13 protein-coding genes are annotated in these 14,996 nt (G+C 63.4%); 7 read left to right on the top strand and 6 right to left on the bottom strand.

Annotated features, from left to right (window positions below; genetic code table 11):
* The first annotated feature begins 96 nt into the window (after positions 1 to 96).
* Genes NG698_RS20090 through catC form a run of 3 tightly spaced genes read left to right on the top strand, consistent with a single transcriptional unit; the run spans position 97 to position 2,445 of the window.
* A complete protein-coding gene (locus NG698_RS20090; protein ID WP_252611965.1) occupies positions 97 to 1,038 on the top strand; it encodes a LysR substrate-binding domain-containing protein in 942 nt (313 codons plus the stop codon).
* A complete protein-coding gene (locus NG698_RS20085; RefSeq protein ID WP_252598684.1) occupies positions 1,038 to 2,141 on the top strand; it encodes a mandelate racemase/muconate lactonizing enzyme family protein in 1,104 nt (367 codons plus the stop codon). The genes NG698_RS20090 and NG698_RS20085 overlap by 1 nt, the downstream gene beginning before the upstream one ends.
* Before the next feature lie 25 nt (positions 2,142 to 2,166).
* Positions 2,167 to 2,445 carry a muconolactone Delta-isomerase gene (gene catC / locus NG698_RS20080; RefSeq protein WP_252598683.1) on the top strand — a complete coding sequence of 93 codons (279 nt, stop codon included), beginning with the start codon at positions 2,167 to 2,169 and terminating at the stop codon, positions 2,443 to 2,445.
* A 50-nt stretch (positions 2,446 to 2,495) separates the two neighbouring features.
* Here the strand turns inward: catC and NG698_RS20075 are convergent, their stop codons facing one another.
* The 5 genes from NG698_RS20075 to benA all read right to left on the bottom strand — a co-directional run bounded on the left by NG698_RS20075 (position 2,496) and on the right by benA (position 9,859).
* Positions 2,496 to 5,327 carry an AAA family ATPase gene (locus tag NG698_RS20075; protein WP_252611963.1) on the bottom strand — a complete coding sequence of 944 codons (2,832 nt, stop codon included), beginning with the start codon at positions 5,325 to 5,327 and terminating at the stop codon, positions 2,496 to 2,498.
* A 61-nt stretch (positions 5,328 to 5,388) separates the two neighbouring features.
* Complete coding sequence (locus NG698_RS20070) at positions 5,389 to 6,216, bottom strand: 1,6-dihydroxycyclohexa-2,4-diene-1-carboxylate dehydrogenase (protein ID WP_252611961.1); 828 nt, start codon at positions 6,214 to 6,216, stop codon at positions 5,389 to 5,391.
* The gene (benC, locus tag NG698_RS20065) at positions 6,216 to 7,787 is read right to left on the bottom strand and encodes a benzoate 1,2-dioxygenase electron transfer component BenC (protein WP_252598680.1); all 1,572 of its coding nucleotides are present in this window, start codon (positions 7,785 to 7,787) and stop codon (positions 6,216 to 6,218) included. Before benC ends, NG698_RS20070 begins: the two co-directional genes overlap by 1 nt.
* A 116-nt stretch (positions 7,788 to 7,903) precedes the next feature.
* Positions 7,904 to 8,440 (bottom strand): benzoate 1,2-dioxygenase small subunit, encoded by a 537-nt coding sequence (gene benB, locus NG698_RS20060; RefSeq protein WP_252598679.1) that lies wholly within the window; start codon positions 8,438 to 8,440, stop codon positions 7,904 to 7,906.
* 36 nt (positions 8,441 to 8,476) lie between these two features.
* Positions 8,477 to 9,859 carry a benzoate 1,2-dioxygenase large subunit gene (gene benA / locus NG698_RS20055; protein ID WP_252598678.1) on the bottom strand — a complete coding sequence of 461 codons (1,383 nt, stop codon included), beginning with the start codon at positions 9,857 to 9,859 and terminating at the stop codon, positions 8,477 to 8,479.
* 321 nt (positions 9,860 to 10,180) lie between these two features.
* On the opposite strand from benA, the gene catA reads away from it, so the two are divergent.
* The 4 genes from catA (at position 10,181) to NG698_RS20035 (ending at position 13,843) form a co-directional block, all read left to right on the top strand.
* Complete coding sequence (gene catA, locus NG698_RS20050; RefSeq protein WP_252598677.1) at positions 10,181 to 11,077, top strand: catechol 1,2-dioxygenase; 897 nt, start codon at positions 10,181 to 10,183, stop codon at positions 11,075 to 11,077.
* Positions 11,078 to 11,186: 109 nt separating this feature from the next.
* Positions 11,187 to 12,485, top strand: a complete 1,299-nt coding sequence (locus tag NG698_RS20045) for a benzoate/H(+) symporter BenE family transporter (RefSeq protein WP_252598676.1) — start codon at positions 11,187 to 11,189, stop codon at positions 12,483 to 12,485.
* 417 nt (positions 12,486 to 12,902) lie between these two features.
* Positions 12,903 to 13,319 (top strand): SDR family NAD(P)-dependent oxidoreductase, encoded by a 417-nt coding sequence (locus NG698_RS20040; RefSeq protein ID WP_252611959.1) that lies wholly within the window; start codon positions 12,903 to 12,905, stop codon positions 13,317 to 13,319.
* Between the two features lie 320 nt (positions 13,320 to 13,639).
* Entirely contained in the window at positions 13,640 to 13,843 is a 204-nt protein-coding gene (locus tag NG698_RS20035; protein ID WP_091256599.1) for a cold-shock protein, read from the top strand.
* 19 nt (positions 13,844 to 13,862) lie between these two features.
* On the opposite strand, the gene NG698_RS20030 is transcribed toward NG698_RS20035, so the two are convergent.
* On the bottom strand, positions 13,863 to 14,237 hold the full coding sequence (locus tag NG698_RS20030) for a hypothetical protein (RefSeq protein ID WP_252598674.1): 375 nt from the start codon (positions 14,235 to 14,237) through the stop codon (positions 13,863 to 13,865).
* Positions 14,238 to 14,996: the final 759 nt, after the last annotated feature.

The raw sequence follows: 14,996 nt of genomic DNA, 5'->3' as shown, positions 1-14,996 counted from the left end.
TTACCTAGTAGGGATTATTATAGTTATTATTTGAACTAATTACCGCGCACAGGGCAGCATCCTTGAGGCCGGTCCCGGCAGAAGGACGGCAGCACCTTGGACATCCGCCAATTGAACTATTTCATCGCGGTTGCCGAGGAACGGCACTTTGGCCGCGCCGCCAAGCGCCTCCACATGGCGCAGCCACCTCTCTCGCAGCAGATTCGTCAGTTGGAGGACCAGCTTGGCGTGAAGTTGCTCAACCGAACCACCCGCAGGGTGGACCTCACAGCGGCGGGCCAACTCCTGCTGGATCGCGGTCGGCAGATTGTCAACGAGTTAGCGACACTTCAGGCCGATGTCTCTCAAGTGGGCAAGGGCGCCACCGGCGTCCTGAGGGTGGGCTTCTCAGGGTCGGCAACCTACGGCGTCATGCCGCAGATCGCCCGCCTTGCCAAGCAGGTCCTGCCCGGCCTGTCCCTTGCGCTGCACGGCGAAATGCTCACTCCTTCCATGGAAGCAGGGCTGCGGGAGGGTAGACTCGACGCCGCGTTGCTGCGCCCCCCCGTTGCTTCACCGGACATCGACTACCGGATTGTGGCCAAGGAACCGCTTGTCGTCGCGCTTCCCTCGTTCAGCGCCCTGGCCGTAGACCGGACCGTGGCCATGCACGAATTGCAGGACCAGGATTTCATCGCCTATGCACCCGAATCTGTGCTCTACCGCACCACGTCGGACCTGTGCCGCCAGGCCGGCTTCCGGCCACGCATCGCCCAGGTGGTGGGAGAGACCTCCACGATGCTGGCCTTCGTGGCCGCTGGGGGCGGGGTGGCCGTCATGCCGTCCAGCGTGCGGGCCATCCAACTCGAAGGCGTGGCCTACCGGGAGATTGAAAACGTCCCCGCGGTCGAACTCGCAGTCGCCTGGATGCGCGGGCATCCCTCCACCCTGCTGCAAAATTTCCTGGAAGTCGTTGATACCGCGACTGCAGAGCCCGGGCGCCTGCCCCCTCACCCCGGCCCCGTGCCGTTTCCCACTGATGAAAGGCTGACCCGCTGATGAAGATCGCAGCCATTGAGGCGATCCCCTACTCGATCCCCTATCTCCACCCCCTGCACTTCGCCTCCGGGTCCGTGCACGAGGCAGACCATGTGATCATCAGGCTCCGCACAGACGACGGGCTGGTGGGCACTGCCGACACACCGCCGCGCCCCTACACCTATGGTGAGACGCAGAAGTCCATCGTCGCGGTGGTAGAAGATATTTTTGCCCCGCAGCTGATCGGGGTCGACATCTTTGACCGGGAGAAGGTCCAGGAAATCCTGTACCGGACTGTCCACAACCAGACGGCCAAGGGGGCCGTGGATATCGCCCTGTGGGACGTCATTGGCAAGACTCTCGGGCAGCCGGTGACAAAGCTGCTGGGCGGGTACTCCGACTCGCTCCGGGTCTCCCATATGCTCGGCTTTAAGCCTGCCCAGGAGTTGCTGGCATTGGCGCTGGAGTTCCGCGAGACCTATGGCATCAACACCTTCAAGCTCAAGACCGGGCGCCGTCCCCTTCACCTCGACATCGAGGCCGCCCGGGTACTGCGCGATGGCCTTGGCGAGGACGCTGAGCTTTACATGGACGCCAACCGCGGGTGGTCCGCCAACGAGGCCGCCGAAGTGCTGCGACGCACGGCGGAGTTGGGCCTGCAGTTCCTGGAGGAACCCGACGACGCCCGCGAAGTCCTCGGGCGCCGTCGCCTCGTGGCGAACTCCCCCATCCCCATCGCTGCGGACGAGTCTGCTGCCAATCTAGGTGAGGCCGCACGGGAAATCCTCACCGGGGGCGCGAACCTCCTGGCTGTAAAGACGGCACGGTCCGGTTTTACCGAGGCCGCCAAAATCGTGGGGATGGCCGAGGGTATGGGCATCGACGTTTATATTGGCAACCAAATCGACACTCAGGTCGGCACCGCCGCCTCGGTGGTCTTCGGCGCTGCCTTCGCCCATACGGCCAAGCGTGCGGCGGAGCTGTCGAATTACCTGGACATGGCCGACGACCTCCTGGCCGAGCCCCTGGCCATCACCGGCGGTCGCATCCGTGTTCCCGAGGGACCAGGCGTGGGCACAGCCGTTGATGAAGACAAGCTCTCCCTGTACCGCTCAGACCGATGACATCCCAACCTCCGAAAGTAGATCCGTGAAATTTCTTGTCCACATGGACGTAAACCTGCCCGCCGACCTCCCCGCCGCGGAAGCCGCGGAGATCAAGGCCAAGGAGAAGGCCTACTCGCATGAGCTACAGCACTCGGGAAAGTGGCCGGAAATCTGGCGAGTGGTTGGGGAGTACGCCAACTACTCAATCTTCGACGTCGATTCGAACGACGAACTTCATGAGATCCTGCAGAACCTGCCGTTGTTCCCTTTCATGGACATCTCGGTGGTGCCGCTCGCCAAGCACCCGTCCGACGTCAAGTAAACGCCGGGTCAAGTCACACCTGCTTACTTCAGAACAAGCTGTGTTCCGGGTCAGTCCTTGGCCCGGAACACAGCCGCAAGTTCGCTGCGGGAACGGATTCCCATCTTCCGGTAGACCCGCGTCAGGTGGTACTGAACCGTCTTCTCCGCCAGGAACAGAGCCCGCGCCGCCTCCTTGTTGGTAGCCCCGGCCGCTACCAGTTCGACCACCGCCCGTTCCTGTGCTGTTAACTGAAGGTGGTGGTCGCTGGCCGCCATGAGCACGGGATCGGCCGGATCGGGCAGGTTACCGACGTCAAGACCTGTTGCTTTGAGCTCACGGTCGCACCGTTCCACGTACGTGGCCGCCCCAAGGGAGTCGTACAGGTCGCGGGCCACGCGCAGGACCGAGGACGCCAAGCGCCGTTTGCCCGCCCGGCGCATGCTTTGGCCGTAGGCAAAGCTGACCCGCGCCCGCAAATACGGCCGGTTAAGCCCGCGGAGGTGGCCCAGGGACGTCTCGAAGTGCTCCCTGGCAGTGTCGGGGTCCCCCTGCGCGGCCACGAGTCGGCCCCTCGCCCACGCCATCCGCGCCAGATCCGAAGGCACTTCCCGCTCTCGCGGAACCCGTTCAAACGCGGTAAGGAACGAGTCGGCGGCGTCGAGCTGATCAGTCATGACAAGGGCGTTGACGTAGGTGTCCTGCCAGGGCCAGAAGGACACCCGGTTCTCAGTCCAGGGGTCCAGCTCCGTCAGCGGCTGCAGCACAGCCAAAGCGCTTTCATAGTCGGCCCGAGCCTCGTGGAAGCGGGCACGGGCAAGGCTTGCCGGCACCTGCATGGCCCGGTAGGTCCCCGGCTGCACCGCTGCCTGTGAAACGTAGTATCGAGCCCGGTCCCAGTCCCCGCGCATGGACCAAAGCTCCGCCGCTGTCCAGTACAGCAGGGGCCGGATCAGCGGCATTCGCGAGGTTTCGAGGCGGACAGATGCGCGCGCCACGGTGGCAGCAGCCGCATCCCAGTTGCCAAGCACCAGGTGGGTACGCGCCAGCCAGGCCTCGGCCCACAGGGAAATCCGCATCGAGCCGCCACGGTACTCAGTGGGAGCAGCCGCCTCGAAGTTAATCAACGCTGACTCAACGTTGTCAAGGCGCAATGCCAGCCAGCCGGCACCCATCTGGACCCGCTGCTTCTGGGCGTTCTCGGCAGCATGTTCGAAGGCCCGGTGATAGGAGGCCTCCGCCTCCGAAAGCCGGCCCTGTGCATACAGGCCCAAGCCGTAGATTGCCTCTGACTCAATGTGCGCAGGGGTTCCCGGCTGCGTAAGTTCCATCGCCCGTTCGGCCCAGCCGGTAATCAGCGGGCCGTCCCAGGACGCTACCCCGTGCAGGACGAAGCGCTGCGCCACCTGCGCGGCGGCCGCGGGATCACGCTGCGGGTTGCAGGTGCGCCACGCCATCTCCAGCTGCGTCTGCGCGCTGTCATTTTGTCCCGACACAGTAGAGAGGTATCCCAGGACTGAGGAGCGGAGCGGTGAGGACGGCAGGGCGTCCACTGCCGCGCTCCACATTTGGGCCTGGGCTATATTGCCGGAACCCACCAGGGCGTCCACGGCTCTCAACAGCCTGTCGTTCCGGGAACGGGTGTCCTGGGAAAGCCGGGACGCGGAGAACAGCGCCGTCGAGGCATCCTGCCACACCCCCAGCAGGGCCTGGCCCCGGGCGTGCTCCTCCAACTCCTCAGCAAGGGCCTCGTCTGCTCCGGGAGTCGCTGAGACGCGGTGGCCCAGACGTTCACCCTCGGGCTGCACGGCCTCAGCTGCCAGCCGGTGCAGCGCGATGCGCCGGCTGGGGACGATCTGTTCGTAGATGGCCTGAGCTGTGCCTGGTTCAAAGAACACAACGGAAGAACGGGCCTGATCAACAGTCAACCCCAGCAGCCCTGCCCGGTGTCCCTCGTCGAGTACCTCCATGACCGACTCCAGCCCGCTGACCTGGGAAACCTCCGCCAGACCCGCGCTGCGTCCGAGCACGGACGCAGCCTCTGCCACAGAGACCAGCCCGGGAGACGCGGCCGCCAGGACGCTGCGCATCCGGGCGCGCACCCGGGAGCTCGGAGGCAGGGTAGGAAACCACGTCTGCCACGTCTCCGCTGGTAACTCCTGGAGCAGCTCGACGACCGGTTGCGCAATTCCGCCGGTGTGCTGGACCAGACCGTGGGCCGCCGTGGCACTAAGGTCGATGCCGAGCCTCGTCCGGGCAAGATGCTGGACCTGCTTGGGCGTGAGCGGATCCAGCGGGATCCGGGTGACCTGATGACCTGAAAGGAAGTCCAGGGCACCTACGGGGACACGTGTTGCGTCATCGGGGTTGATCGTGAGCAGGAACAGAATCATTTTTCCGTGCAGCCGGCGCATGACGAAGGTGAGGATGCGCAGGCTCTCGGCGTCGAGTTTGTGAACGTCGTCGACGGCGACAACTACGGTGCCGTGCGACTGCAGTCCTTCAAGGTGGGCGCTGAGCGTCGAAGCGTAATTGACCACCTGGGCCGGCATGAGAGCCGCGACGGGGCCAGCGGGAACCGGCGGGCCGCCGTCGTAATCCTTTGCCGAGCGAAGCGGCGCGGCGAGCATAAGCTGGGAGTAACCGGCGAGGGCAAACTGCGCCTCCCATTCGTCGCCCATGGCGGACAGTACGCGGACACCACGGACCCCGGTGCGGCAGTGCTCAAGGAATAAATCGAGCACTGCGGTCTTCCCGGAGCCCGATGGCCCGGAGATCACCACTGCGCCCACATGTCCCTTGCGGACAGTGCGGAGAATCTCCAACAGCTCCTCGAAGACCTCCCGCCGGCCAACGAGCGGAAGGTCCTCCGCCATTTCACCGCTTATGGAGCCCGTCGTCATGACCGCAATCCTACTGGAGCGGACCGTACGGCCCTGGCGGCGGGAATTCATCACGGCGGCCTTAGCCCAGGTCCCCGCCAGCAACTGGAAGGATGGTTCCGGTGAGGTAAGACGCTTCATCTGATCCAAGGAATACGATCGGCGCGGCCTGTTCGTCCAAGGTCCCGTAGCGCTTGAAAAAGGAAGAATCCACGGTTTGGTCAACGATCACCTGGTACCAGGCCTTTTCCGTGGAGGATTCGGCCTCGGGCCCCCGCTTGACCTTGCGGGGCGGCGCCTCGGTACCCCCCGGTGCGGTTGCGACCACGCGGATGCCTCGTCCGCCCACCTCCATTGCCAACGACTGCGTTAAGGCATTGACTCCGCCCTTCGCCGCTGCATAGGGCACCCGGTGCAGCCCGCGGGTGGCCACCGAGGAAACGTTGACGATGGTACCGGAGCCCTGTTTCAGCATGGCCGGCAGCACCGCCCGGCAGGTCCAGAGGGTGGGAAAGAGTGAGCGGCGGATTTCCTTCTCGATCTTCTCCTCGTCGTACTCTTCGTACGGGCGGGCCCAAATCGTGCCGCCGACATTGTTGACCAGTACGTCCACCCGGCCGTGGGCGGCCAGCGCAGCCTCCACGGCCTGCTGCGCACCTGCGAAGGTCTCAAGATCTGCGGTCACCGAGGTAGCCGAGCCTACTGAACCGGAACCCTGGGCCGCCTCCTCGATCCCTTGCGCCACCTCATGGACCAGGTCGGACCGGTCCACGAGGACAACGGCGCCGCCCTCGGCCCCGATCCGCTCCGCTACCTTCTGGCCAATGCCCTGGGCGGAGCCGGTCACAAGAGCCACCTTGCCGGCATAACGGCCAGGAGTAATGAACTGTCCAGCATATGGCTGCGTCATCAGTGGGCGGCCTTGGCATCGATCGCGTTCGCCATGGTGTCCTTGGCGTCGTGTGCATGGGCCATGATGACCTCGCGCGCCCGCGCCTTGTCCTGACGTTCGAAGGCGTCAACGATATCCAGATGGTCCTGCGTGACCCGCATGAAGATGCTGGTTCCCGCCTCGAAGGCCGCCGCCATCTGAGCATGGACGTCGAGCCGGCGGTAGGACTCGAGCAGCATGGGGTTGTCGCAGACCATAAAGAGGTATTCGTGGAACTCCTCGTTGGTCCGCGCGAACTCATCCGGGTCCTGGATGGTGCCACCGGTGACAAAGCGCGTGGTGGCCTCGGCAAGCCGGCGGAACTGGTGCAGCTGCTCCTGGCTGAGCCGGCCCAGCATCAGCTCGCTCACTGCGAGCTCCAGGCCCATGCGCGCGTCGAGCTGGGCAAAGCTGTCCTCCTTGCGGAAATCCAGCCGGCCGGTCTCGAGGGACGAGACGGCCTCGCTACGGCTCATGGTGTCGCCTTCCGCCTCGATCTTCGCCACGGCTGCCGGTGCACCTGTCTCCGCGTCGCCGCCGGTGGTCTCCTTCGGGGCAAACCGCTCGAAATAGAAGTTGGCGGGCTTGATGCCCTCGGAGTCCAGCCACTTCGACACGGCATTGACCATGGGAGGCGGCCCGCAAAGATAGATGTCAACATCGCCGTCGAACAGGTGCGCGGGCGCAATGATCTGGGTGACATAACCCGTGTTTGGAGCAGACGTGCCCGGTTCGGAAGCAATGTAGTCCCACGTGAATCCGGGCAGCTTCGCCTCATATTCCCGCAGCCAGTCCAAGCCAACGATGTCCGCCTCGCGGGTCAAACCATAAATTAGGTGGACGGGCACCGACTGCGGATTCTCGGAGAGCTTCTCAAGGATGGACAAGAGCGGGGCCAGGCCGGTACCGCCTGCCAGGAGCAGCAGGGGTCGCTTGGGCTCGCGCAGGAAGAACGAGCCGTAGGGACCCGTGAATTCTATGGTGTCGCCCACCGCTGCCCTGTCGCGCAGGTATTCGGACATCGCACCTTGGGGCGTCACCCGCACCATGAACGACGCATCGTGCACCTCGGGGCCGCTGCTGAAGGAATAGGAACGCTCCGCGTCGGTTCCGGGGACCTTGACGTTGACGTACTGGCCCGGAAGGAAGGCCAGAGCATCCCGGTTTTCCACGTCCAAGGTGAAGGACACCGTTGTTTCCGTGTGCTTGTTGAGTTCCTTCACGGTGGAAGTGAAGGTGGTGGCCGAGGTCTTCGCCGACTCCGACGTGGCAGGGATCTGAATGGCCAGATCGGACTCCGGCACTGCCTGGCAGGTGAGCATGTAGCCCTTTTCGAGCTCCTCCTCCGTCATGGCGTCGTCAATGTAATCACCCGGATCGAAGGAACCGGAATCGCAAAACGCCTTGCAGGTGCCGCACGCACCATCACGACAGTCCGACGGAATGTTGATGCGTGCCTTGTACGCGGCGTCCATCACGGTCTCGTAGTCGCCGACCTTGATGACTTTGGTGACGCCATCCTCGAAGCTGAGGGCTACTTTGTGGCCCATGATTTCCTCCTGGCTGGGGATCGCGTCGTAGCGACCCGGGAAAGTGTGGATGTGCCCGCCGGGCACGGTTTTGAAACGGTCAAGGCCGGGGCCGGGCGGGCACCGGCACGCTGCCGTCAGATCATGTAGACGTCAACCACGTGGTGGATGTAGTCATTCTTGAGGACGACCTTCTTCTTCATGATCACCGGCTCCCCGCCGGCAAGATCGATCGTGTAGAAGCTGGTCCCGAAGTACGTGTCCGTTGTGTTGTAGCGGAAGTACAGGGTGAACCAGTTGAAGCGCACCTTTACCTGGTCGCCGTCGTGCTCCACGATCTCGATGTTTGTGATGTTGTGCCCGGTGCGGGGCTCCGGGAGGGAGGTGGCCGAGGACCGGTCCGTCTTGATCCGGAAGACCCGGTCCTCAATGCCGCCGCGGTTATCGTAGTAAATGAGCGAGATCTCGTTTTGCGGGTCCTCGGTCAGCCGGTCGTCGACGTCCCATGCGGGCATCCAGAACTCGGAGTCCGGGTGGTAGCACTGGAGCCAGTCATCAAATTGGCGCTCATCCAGCAGCCGGGCCTCCCGGTACAGGAAGGCACGGACGGTTTCGAGCGTGGCGATCTCTTCGGCGGTCTTGAGCGCCGGAGCAGGTTTTGTCAGGTTGATCATGGGTTATGCACTCTCTCTGGTTCGACGTGGACGCGGTCAGGCAGTGACGGGGAGGCTATCCAAAGCGGAGCGCTCCGCCTCCGCCAAGCCCCGGTCCATGACTTCCTTCCAGTACCCGTGCTGGATCGGGTAGAGCCCCTCGTCCTCCGTGCGCACCCCGGAGGCTATGACCTTGGTCATACCCAGCGCCCGGGCCTGCTCGTCGGGGCCGGCGATCTCGTGGGTGGACCCGCGCGTCATGTCGTTCCACGGCGCCGAGGTGGCCCAGTAAGTCTTGTTGCAGGATCGGAACTCTTCGAGGTCGTCGGGGGTGGCCATGCCCGTCGCGTTGAAGAAGTCCTCGTACTGGCGGATGCGCTTGGAGCGGTTCTCCTGGGATTCGCCCTTGGGTGCGATGCAGTAAATGGTGACCTCGGTCTGGTCCGCGGAGATGGGGCGGAAGTGGCGGATCTGGGAGGAGAACTGGTCCATGATGTAGACATTCGGGTACAGGCACAGGTTCCGCGAGATGTTGATCATGAAGTTGGCCATTTCCTCGCCGTACTTCGCCACGAGCTCCTCGCGGCGGTCCCACAGCGGGCGGTCCTCGGGGTTGGTCCACTCCTGCCATAGCAGCAGGTGGCCGTGGTCGTAGGAGTAGAAGCCGCCCTTGACCTTGCCCCACTTGCCGGCGTCCATGGCCTTGGTCTTGTTGGCGGAGTCGCCTGCGCTGCGGCGGGCGGTGGTGGCAGCGTAGTTCCAGTGCACGGCGGTGACGTGGTAGCCGTCGGCGCCGTTCTCCGCCTGCACCTTCCAGTTGCCGTCATATGTGTAGGTGGATGAGCCGCGCAGCACTTCGAGTCCCTCCGGGGACTGGTCCACGATGGAGTCGATCACCTTGGTGGCGTCACCCAGGTGCTCTTCGAGCGGGAGCACGTCCGCCTTCAAGGAACCAAAGAGGAAACCGCGGTAGGAGTCGAAGCGGGCAACCTTGGTGAGGTCGTGGGAGCCCTCTTTGTTGAAAGTCTCCGGGTAGCCGGCGTTGCGGGAGTCCTTGACCTTCAGCAACTCACCGGAGTTCTTGAAGGTCCAGCCATGGAACGGGCAGGTGAAAGTGGTGCGGTTGTCCGTCTTGCGGCGGCACAGCATCGCGCCGCGGTGGGAGCAGGCGTTGACGATGCAGTTCAGGTTCTCGTCCTTGTCGCGGGTGATTACTACGGGAGTGCGGCCGATGTTCGTGGTGAAGTAGTCCCCCACATTGGGGATCTGGGACTCATGGGCGAGATAAACCCAGTTGCCCTCGAAGATGTGCTTCATCTCCAGTTCGAAAATATCCTCATCGGTGAAAATTTCGCGCTTGGCCCGGATGACGCCGTTCTCACGGTCGTCGATCACGGCGTCGGAAAGGACCTCACGGACATGGGTCAGGTTCTCGGTCATGGCTGCTCCTTCATTGGAGGGTGCTATACAAATTTGGCGGAAGGTCCGGGCCAGCCGGGGGCGCCGGCGGGGGACGTTGTCAGGCAATCCTGCCCTATCGTGACCACCCTCACATCAGGCAAACACCTAGGTTCGACCAAGGGTGAAATTATGTAGGCTTCATGACTAAAAAGCGGCCAAATTGATATTTGTGGCGTCCTTATCGCGAGGCCTATCATGAGACAGACATCACGCGAAGCCACGTCACCGCGGAATTACACCCCGGCGCACTGAGACTCGCACCGGGTGCAGGAACCCTTCCTCCCCTGTTCAACGAAGAGTATGGAGAACACCATGACTGACACCCAAACGGACGCCCGTAAAGAGGACGAGGGCACTGCCGTCGAAGCCGGTTCAAAGGCCACCGAGCGCTTTACCGCCTCAGGAAAGCTCGCGCAGCTGGACGTGCCGAAGGAAAGGGTGAGCCTGCTGGCAGGGGCACTCATCAAGGCCGCCAACGACATCGTCGTCGAACACGAGGTCACCTACGAGGAATACAACGCACTCAAGGCCTGGCTGATCAAGGTAGGGACAGACGGGGAATGGCCGCTGTTCCTGGACGTGTGGCTGGAACACACTGTCGAGGACGTCAACTCCCAGGACCGTCCGGGCACCGTGGGGACCATTGAGGGACCCTACTACGTCCCCGGCTCCCCCGTGCTCCAGAGCCCTGGCACCGTGGAGATGCGCGAGGACGAGGAGGGCACCCCACTGCACTTCACGGGCCGCTTCACTGATACCGAAGGCAATGCAATCCAAGGTGCCCAGGTGGAAATTTGGCATGCGGACAGCGCCGGGTTCTACTCCCAGTACGCCCCGGGCCTCCCCGAGTGGCTCTTCCGCGCCACGGTCAAGGCGAAGGACGGCGGCCGCTTCGAAATCAACACGATGCGCCCGGCGCCGTACCAGATTCCCACGGACGGAGCTTGCGGGCAGCTGATCAACGCGGCCGGGTGGCACGCCTGGCGCCCGGCGCACATCCACATCAAGGTCTCCGCGCCCGGCTTCCAGCCTGTAACCCAGCAGCTGTACTTCCCCGGCGATCCTCACAACGACGATGACATCGCATCGGCGGTCAAGCCCGAGCTGATGCTGGACCCGCGGCCGCGCACGGACGGCCAGTCCGGCGAAGAAGTGGTCTATGACTACGTCCTCGCCAAGGAAGGCCAGCACAAGTAGGAACCACCGCCCGAAATCGGTGCCGGCGCCTCGGCTCTTGCACGGACGGCGCCCCGGAGTGCCAACTCCGGGGCGCCAGTGTTTTTTTCCGCCGTTCCCAGGAGCCAGAATGCCGCGATCCCGCGAGATCCAGCCCGCTATGCCCCACGCGGAAGCCGCTGTGGCCCCGGAGTCCCAGCCGCTGCTCGAACGCCCGGGGGTTCGCCCCGCGGGGGTGCGCCAATTCCTCCGTGACCTGGGCACGCCCTACGTATCCAACGGGGTGATCGGCCTCATCTTTGCCGGCTCCGGCCCGATAGCGGTCACGCTGGCCGTTGGAACGGCGGGCGGACTTACCCAAGGCCAGCTCGCGTCCTGGGTGTTTGCCATCCTCTTCTCGGGCGGGGCGGCGACCCTGTTCATGTCGCTCCTCTATCGCCAGCCCCTCGGCTTCGCCTGGTCCATTCCCGGCACAGTGCTCTTGGGCCCGTCCCTGCAGCACTTGTCCTTTCCGGAGGTGGTCGGGGCGTTCTTCACGTCCGGCATTCTCATCCTCGGGCTGGGTGCCACCGGAATGGTTCGCCGGATCATGGCAGCCGTCCCGATGCCGATCGTCATGGCCATGGTGGCCGCTGTGTTCCTGAAATTCGGCACCGACGTCGTTGCCTCAGCCCAGGCGAACCCCGTGGTGACTGTCCCGATGGTGGCCGTCTTCCTGGTCCTCTCGGCCGTGCCTGCCCTGGGCAGGTTCATTCCCCCGGTGCTCGGCACCCTTGTGGTCGGTTGCCTGGCCGTGGCGGCAAGTGGTCAGTTTGCCCTCCGGGAAAGCGGACCGATTCTTGCCACCCCGGTCTTCACCCTTCCTGAGTTCACCTGGGCTGCCCAGCTCGAACTGGTTGTTCCCCTGGCCCTCACCGTGCTGTTCGTTCAGAATGGCCAGGGCGTCGCCGTTCTCGGTGCCGCCGGCCACAATCCGCCGATCAATGTCTTCGCCATCGTTTCAGGCGCGTTTTCCTTGCTCAACGCTTGCTGCGGCGCTGTTTCAGCCTGCGTGACCGGCCCCACGAACGCCCTCATGACCTCCTCGGGAAGCAGGCAGCGCCAGTACACAGCTGCAGTGGTGTACGGCGTTCTGGCCATAATCTGCGCCCTCCTGGCTCCCACCCTCACCCGTCTCATGCTCGCCGCGCCCACGGAATTCATCCTGGCCCTGGGCGGCCTTGCGATGCTGAGGGCCCTCCAGCAAGCCTTTTTGACCGCCTTCGCCACAGCCTTCACATTGGGGTCCCTGGTGACCTTCGTCGTGACCATCTCCGGTTTGAGCCTTTTCAACATCCATCCGGCGTTCTGGGGGCTCGTCATCGGCTACATGGTGTCCCGGCTGCTTGAACGCGCGGATCACGCCAAGTCTCAACGCCGGGATTGCTAGCGGCACGTCTTAGGCCTCCTCAATCCTGCTTGGCATCTTCATGCAAATACTGCTCAGCAATTAGTCGCTTGCGGAGATCCAACGACTTTGAGATTCTCGACACCAAATTCGATTCGTAACCGGACTGTTCCCGTCGCCGAATGGTATGCGGAAGCCCCCCGGCGTCGCTGGGCAGAAGAAGCCGAATTGGCTGTTTTGATGATTCCGCCCATCATGATCCGCGTGCTGCTTTCGTGGGCGGTTCCGACGCACGGTATCGACTGGACTCTTCTGCAGCTGGCCAAGGGCTGATTCTGGCAGTTTAAGTGGGGACCGTCGCCCGCGTGCATCGCGGAGACCAAGCCGCAATGAGGCCCGTGATGATCCCCGCGCAGCCCCGCCGACAACGTCCAATTCCAAATCCCCACGGACGGCACAATGGTCCGCCCCAGCGCGGATCACTGCCGGGACAAAAACCGGCCGAGGACGGGAACCGATGGTAAATCCACCTCCGTCGCCATAGCCGGCACGGACGCTCACATCGGGTCCTTCAGAAGCATCGGCTACTCAGCTAGCAAGGCGGCACTTCTTTCCGTCACGCGGAGCCTCGCCAACATTCTTGGGCCCAGAGGAATCCGGGTCAACGCTGTGACCCCGGGCTGGGTCGACAGCGGCATCATCAGCGAATCATACGAAGCAGCAAGCCTGACTCCGCTGGGTCGAAACGGAGCACCTGGAGACATAGCCTCGGTCGTCGCTTTTCTACTAAGCCCGGAAGCAGCGTTCATCGTCACTGACGGCGGCTACAGCGGTGTGGACTACAACATGAAGCAAGAAAATGACCTTCTTGGCTAAGCCTTTCCGCGTACACGGAATGGTGGCTATTCAGCGGGCAGTTTTCCGGTGGCCCGGGCTCGAAAGGGCCGTGCGCCGCAATGTGGCGTCCACGACCAGATCCCTGAACGCATTAACCGGTCCCGGCGTCCCGCATAAGGGGCCTTCGGCCCGGTCGCGCGGTGAGCACGCGCTCAGCACAAGCCCAAGGATGCTCTCTGTCCGCCGCTGACGGAATTTCTTGCCAGTGGCCGGACCACCCACATAAGCTCAGCCGTGTGAGTGGCCGGGACGGCAATCCGAGAAGCGGAACCGACCAGCGACCCGTGAAGGACATCAGCATGGCTACAGGTACTGTCAAGTGGTTCAACGCCGAAAAGGGCTTCGGATTCATCGCCCCCGACGACGGAAGCGCTGACGTGTTCGCACACTATTCGGCAATCGCCTCCAGCGGTTACAAGTCCCTGGACGAGAACCAGAAGGTCCAGTTCGACATCACCCAGGGTCCCAAGGGGCCCCAGGCGGAAAACATCCAGCCGCTCTAGAGCTCCTGGAAGAGACCGGTCAGCCTATGCGGCGGGCCGGTCTCTCGTTGTGTTCGGGCACCTGCGAGGCGACGGCCTTCTGTTCTTCTTCCCGATTCTTGGCCCGCAGCGCCTTCGCTTCGGCCTTCTGGATCGAGGCCCTCGCCGCGTTGACGCCGGCGGAGGCAGAGATCGTCCGGATCTGATTGAGGGCAACGTGGCCAGCTCCCACCGCCAATACAGCGAGGACAGAGACGCCGGTTACCCAGAAGCCGGATGCGGCGATGACGGGAAAATGATGGCTGCGGCGGCGAGCTAAATGGTGGGAAGGCCATGGCAGCAGGGCCCACCAGTTCCTACAACTCGCCCTCGAGGCCGGCCCCGCCTGCCGACTGGCCAGGCTCAGCAAGCTCATGATCAGCTCCGAATCAGTGGCTATGTCATGCCGTTCCCCCCGCTGTCCTGCATGAACAGGTATCAGAGCGGAAAATTCCGGACCGGCCGCAAACCCAGGTCCATCCAAAGAATAACCAGCAAGTCATGTTGTACGCGGCTCTAGCCACCATGAAGAAGTGAACGCGAAAACCCGACGGAAGGACGAACGAGGATGAACTCCCAGCAGAGACCCCGCAGGGCGGTACCCGGCCCGCCGTAGGCAGCCGCTTCCCCACACAACCGAATAGGCCGTTTCCGGGACCCCACACACCCGGAACATCAGATCAGAGTCCAGAGTGTGCACAATGTGCACACGAAATAACACTCAAAAGCCCCTGACCTGAGGAAACACTGTGCCCGAGGCGGGACTCGAACCGGAATCCAGCCCCCGAAACCACTGGACTCCCCCGGAAACATGCGGAATCCGGCCCGATCCGACCGATGTACGCCTCAGTCCGAGGCCCAAAGTGTGCACATTGTGCACACCCCATTTTTTGCCTTTCGGCGGCAACTCCGACTCGCTGGCCTTATCAGCGGCGGACGATACCGACCGCAGAAGCGACACGACCCGAGTCACCAATCCGGATTCGGCAGGATCACGACTTTCGGGCACGAATCGAGGAACCACGTTCATCACTGAATATTGGCCTTCAGGGGGTCCAGAGGTGGTGCGGGTGAGCGCCGTGGTCGGAATCCCGATTGGCGTGGGTGAGCGCCAGTGTCGGTGTGGGTGAGCGCC

Source organism: Pseudarthrobacter raffinosi (genome assembly GCF_023913735.1).
In the GTDB taxonomy this organism is placed as follows: Bacteria; Actinomycetota; Actinomycetes; order Actinomycetales; family Micrococcaceae; genus Arthrobacter; species Arthrobacter raffinosi.
Note: the sequence above shows the minus strand (reverse complement) of the source record. Positions and strands in the feature narration are given on the sequence as shown.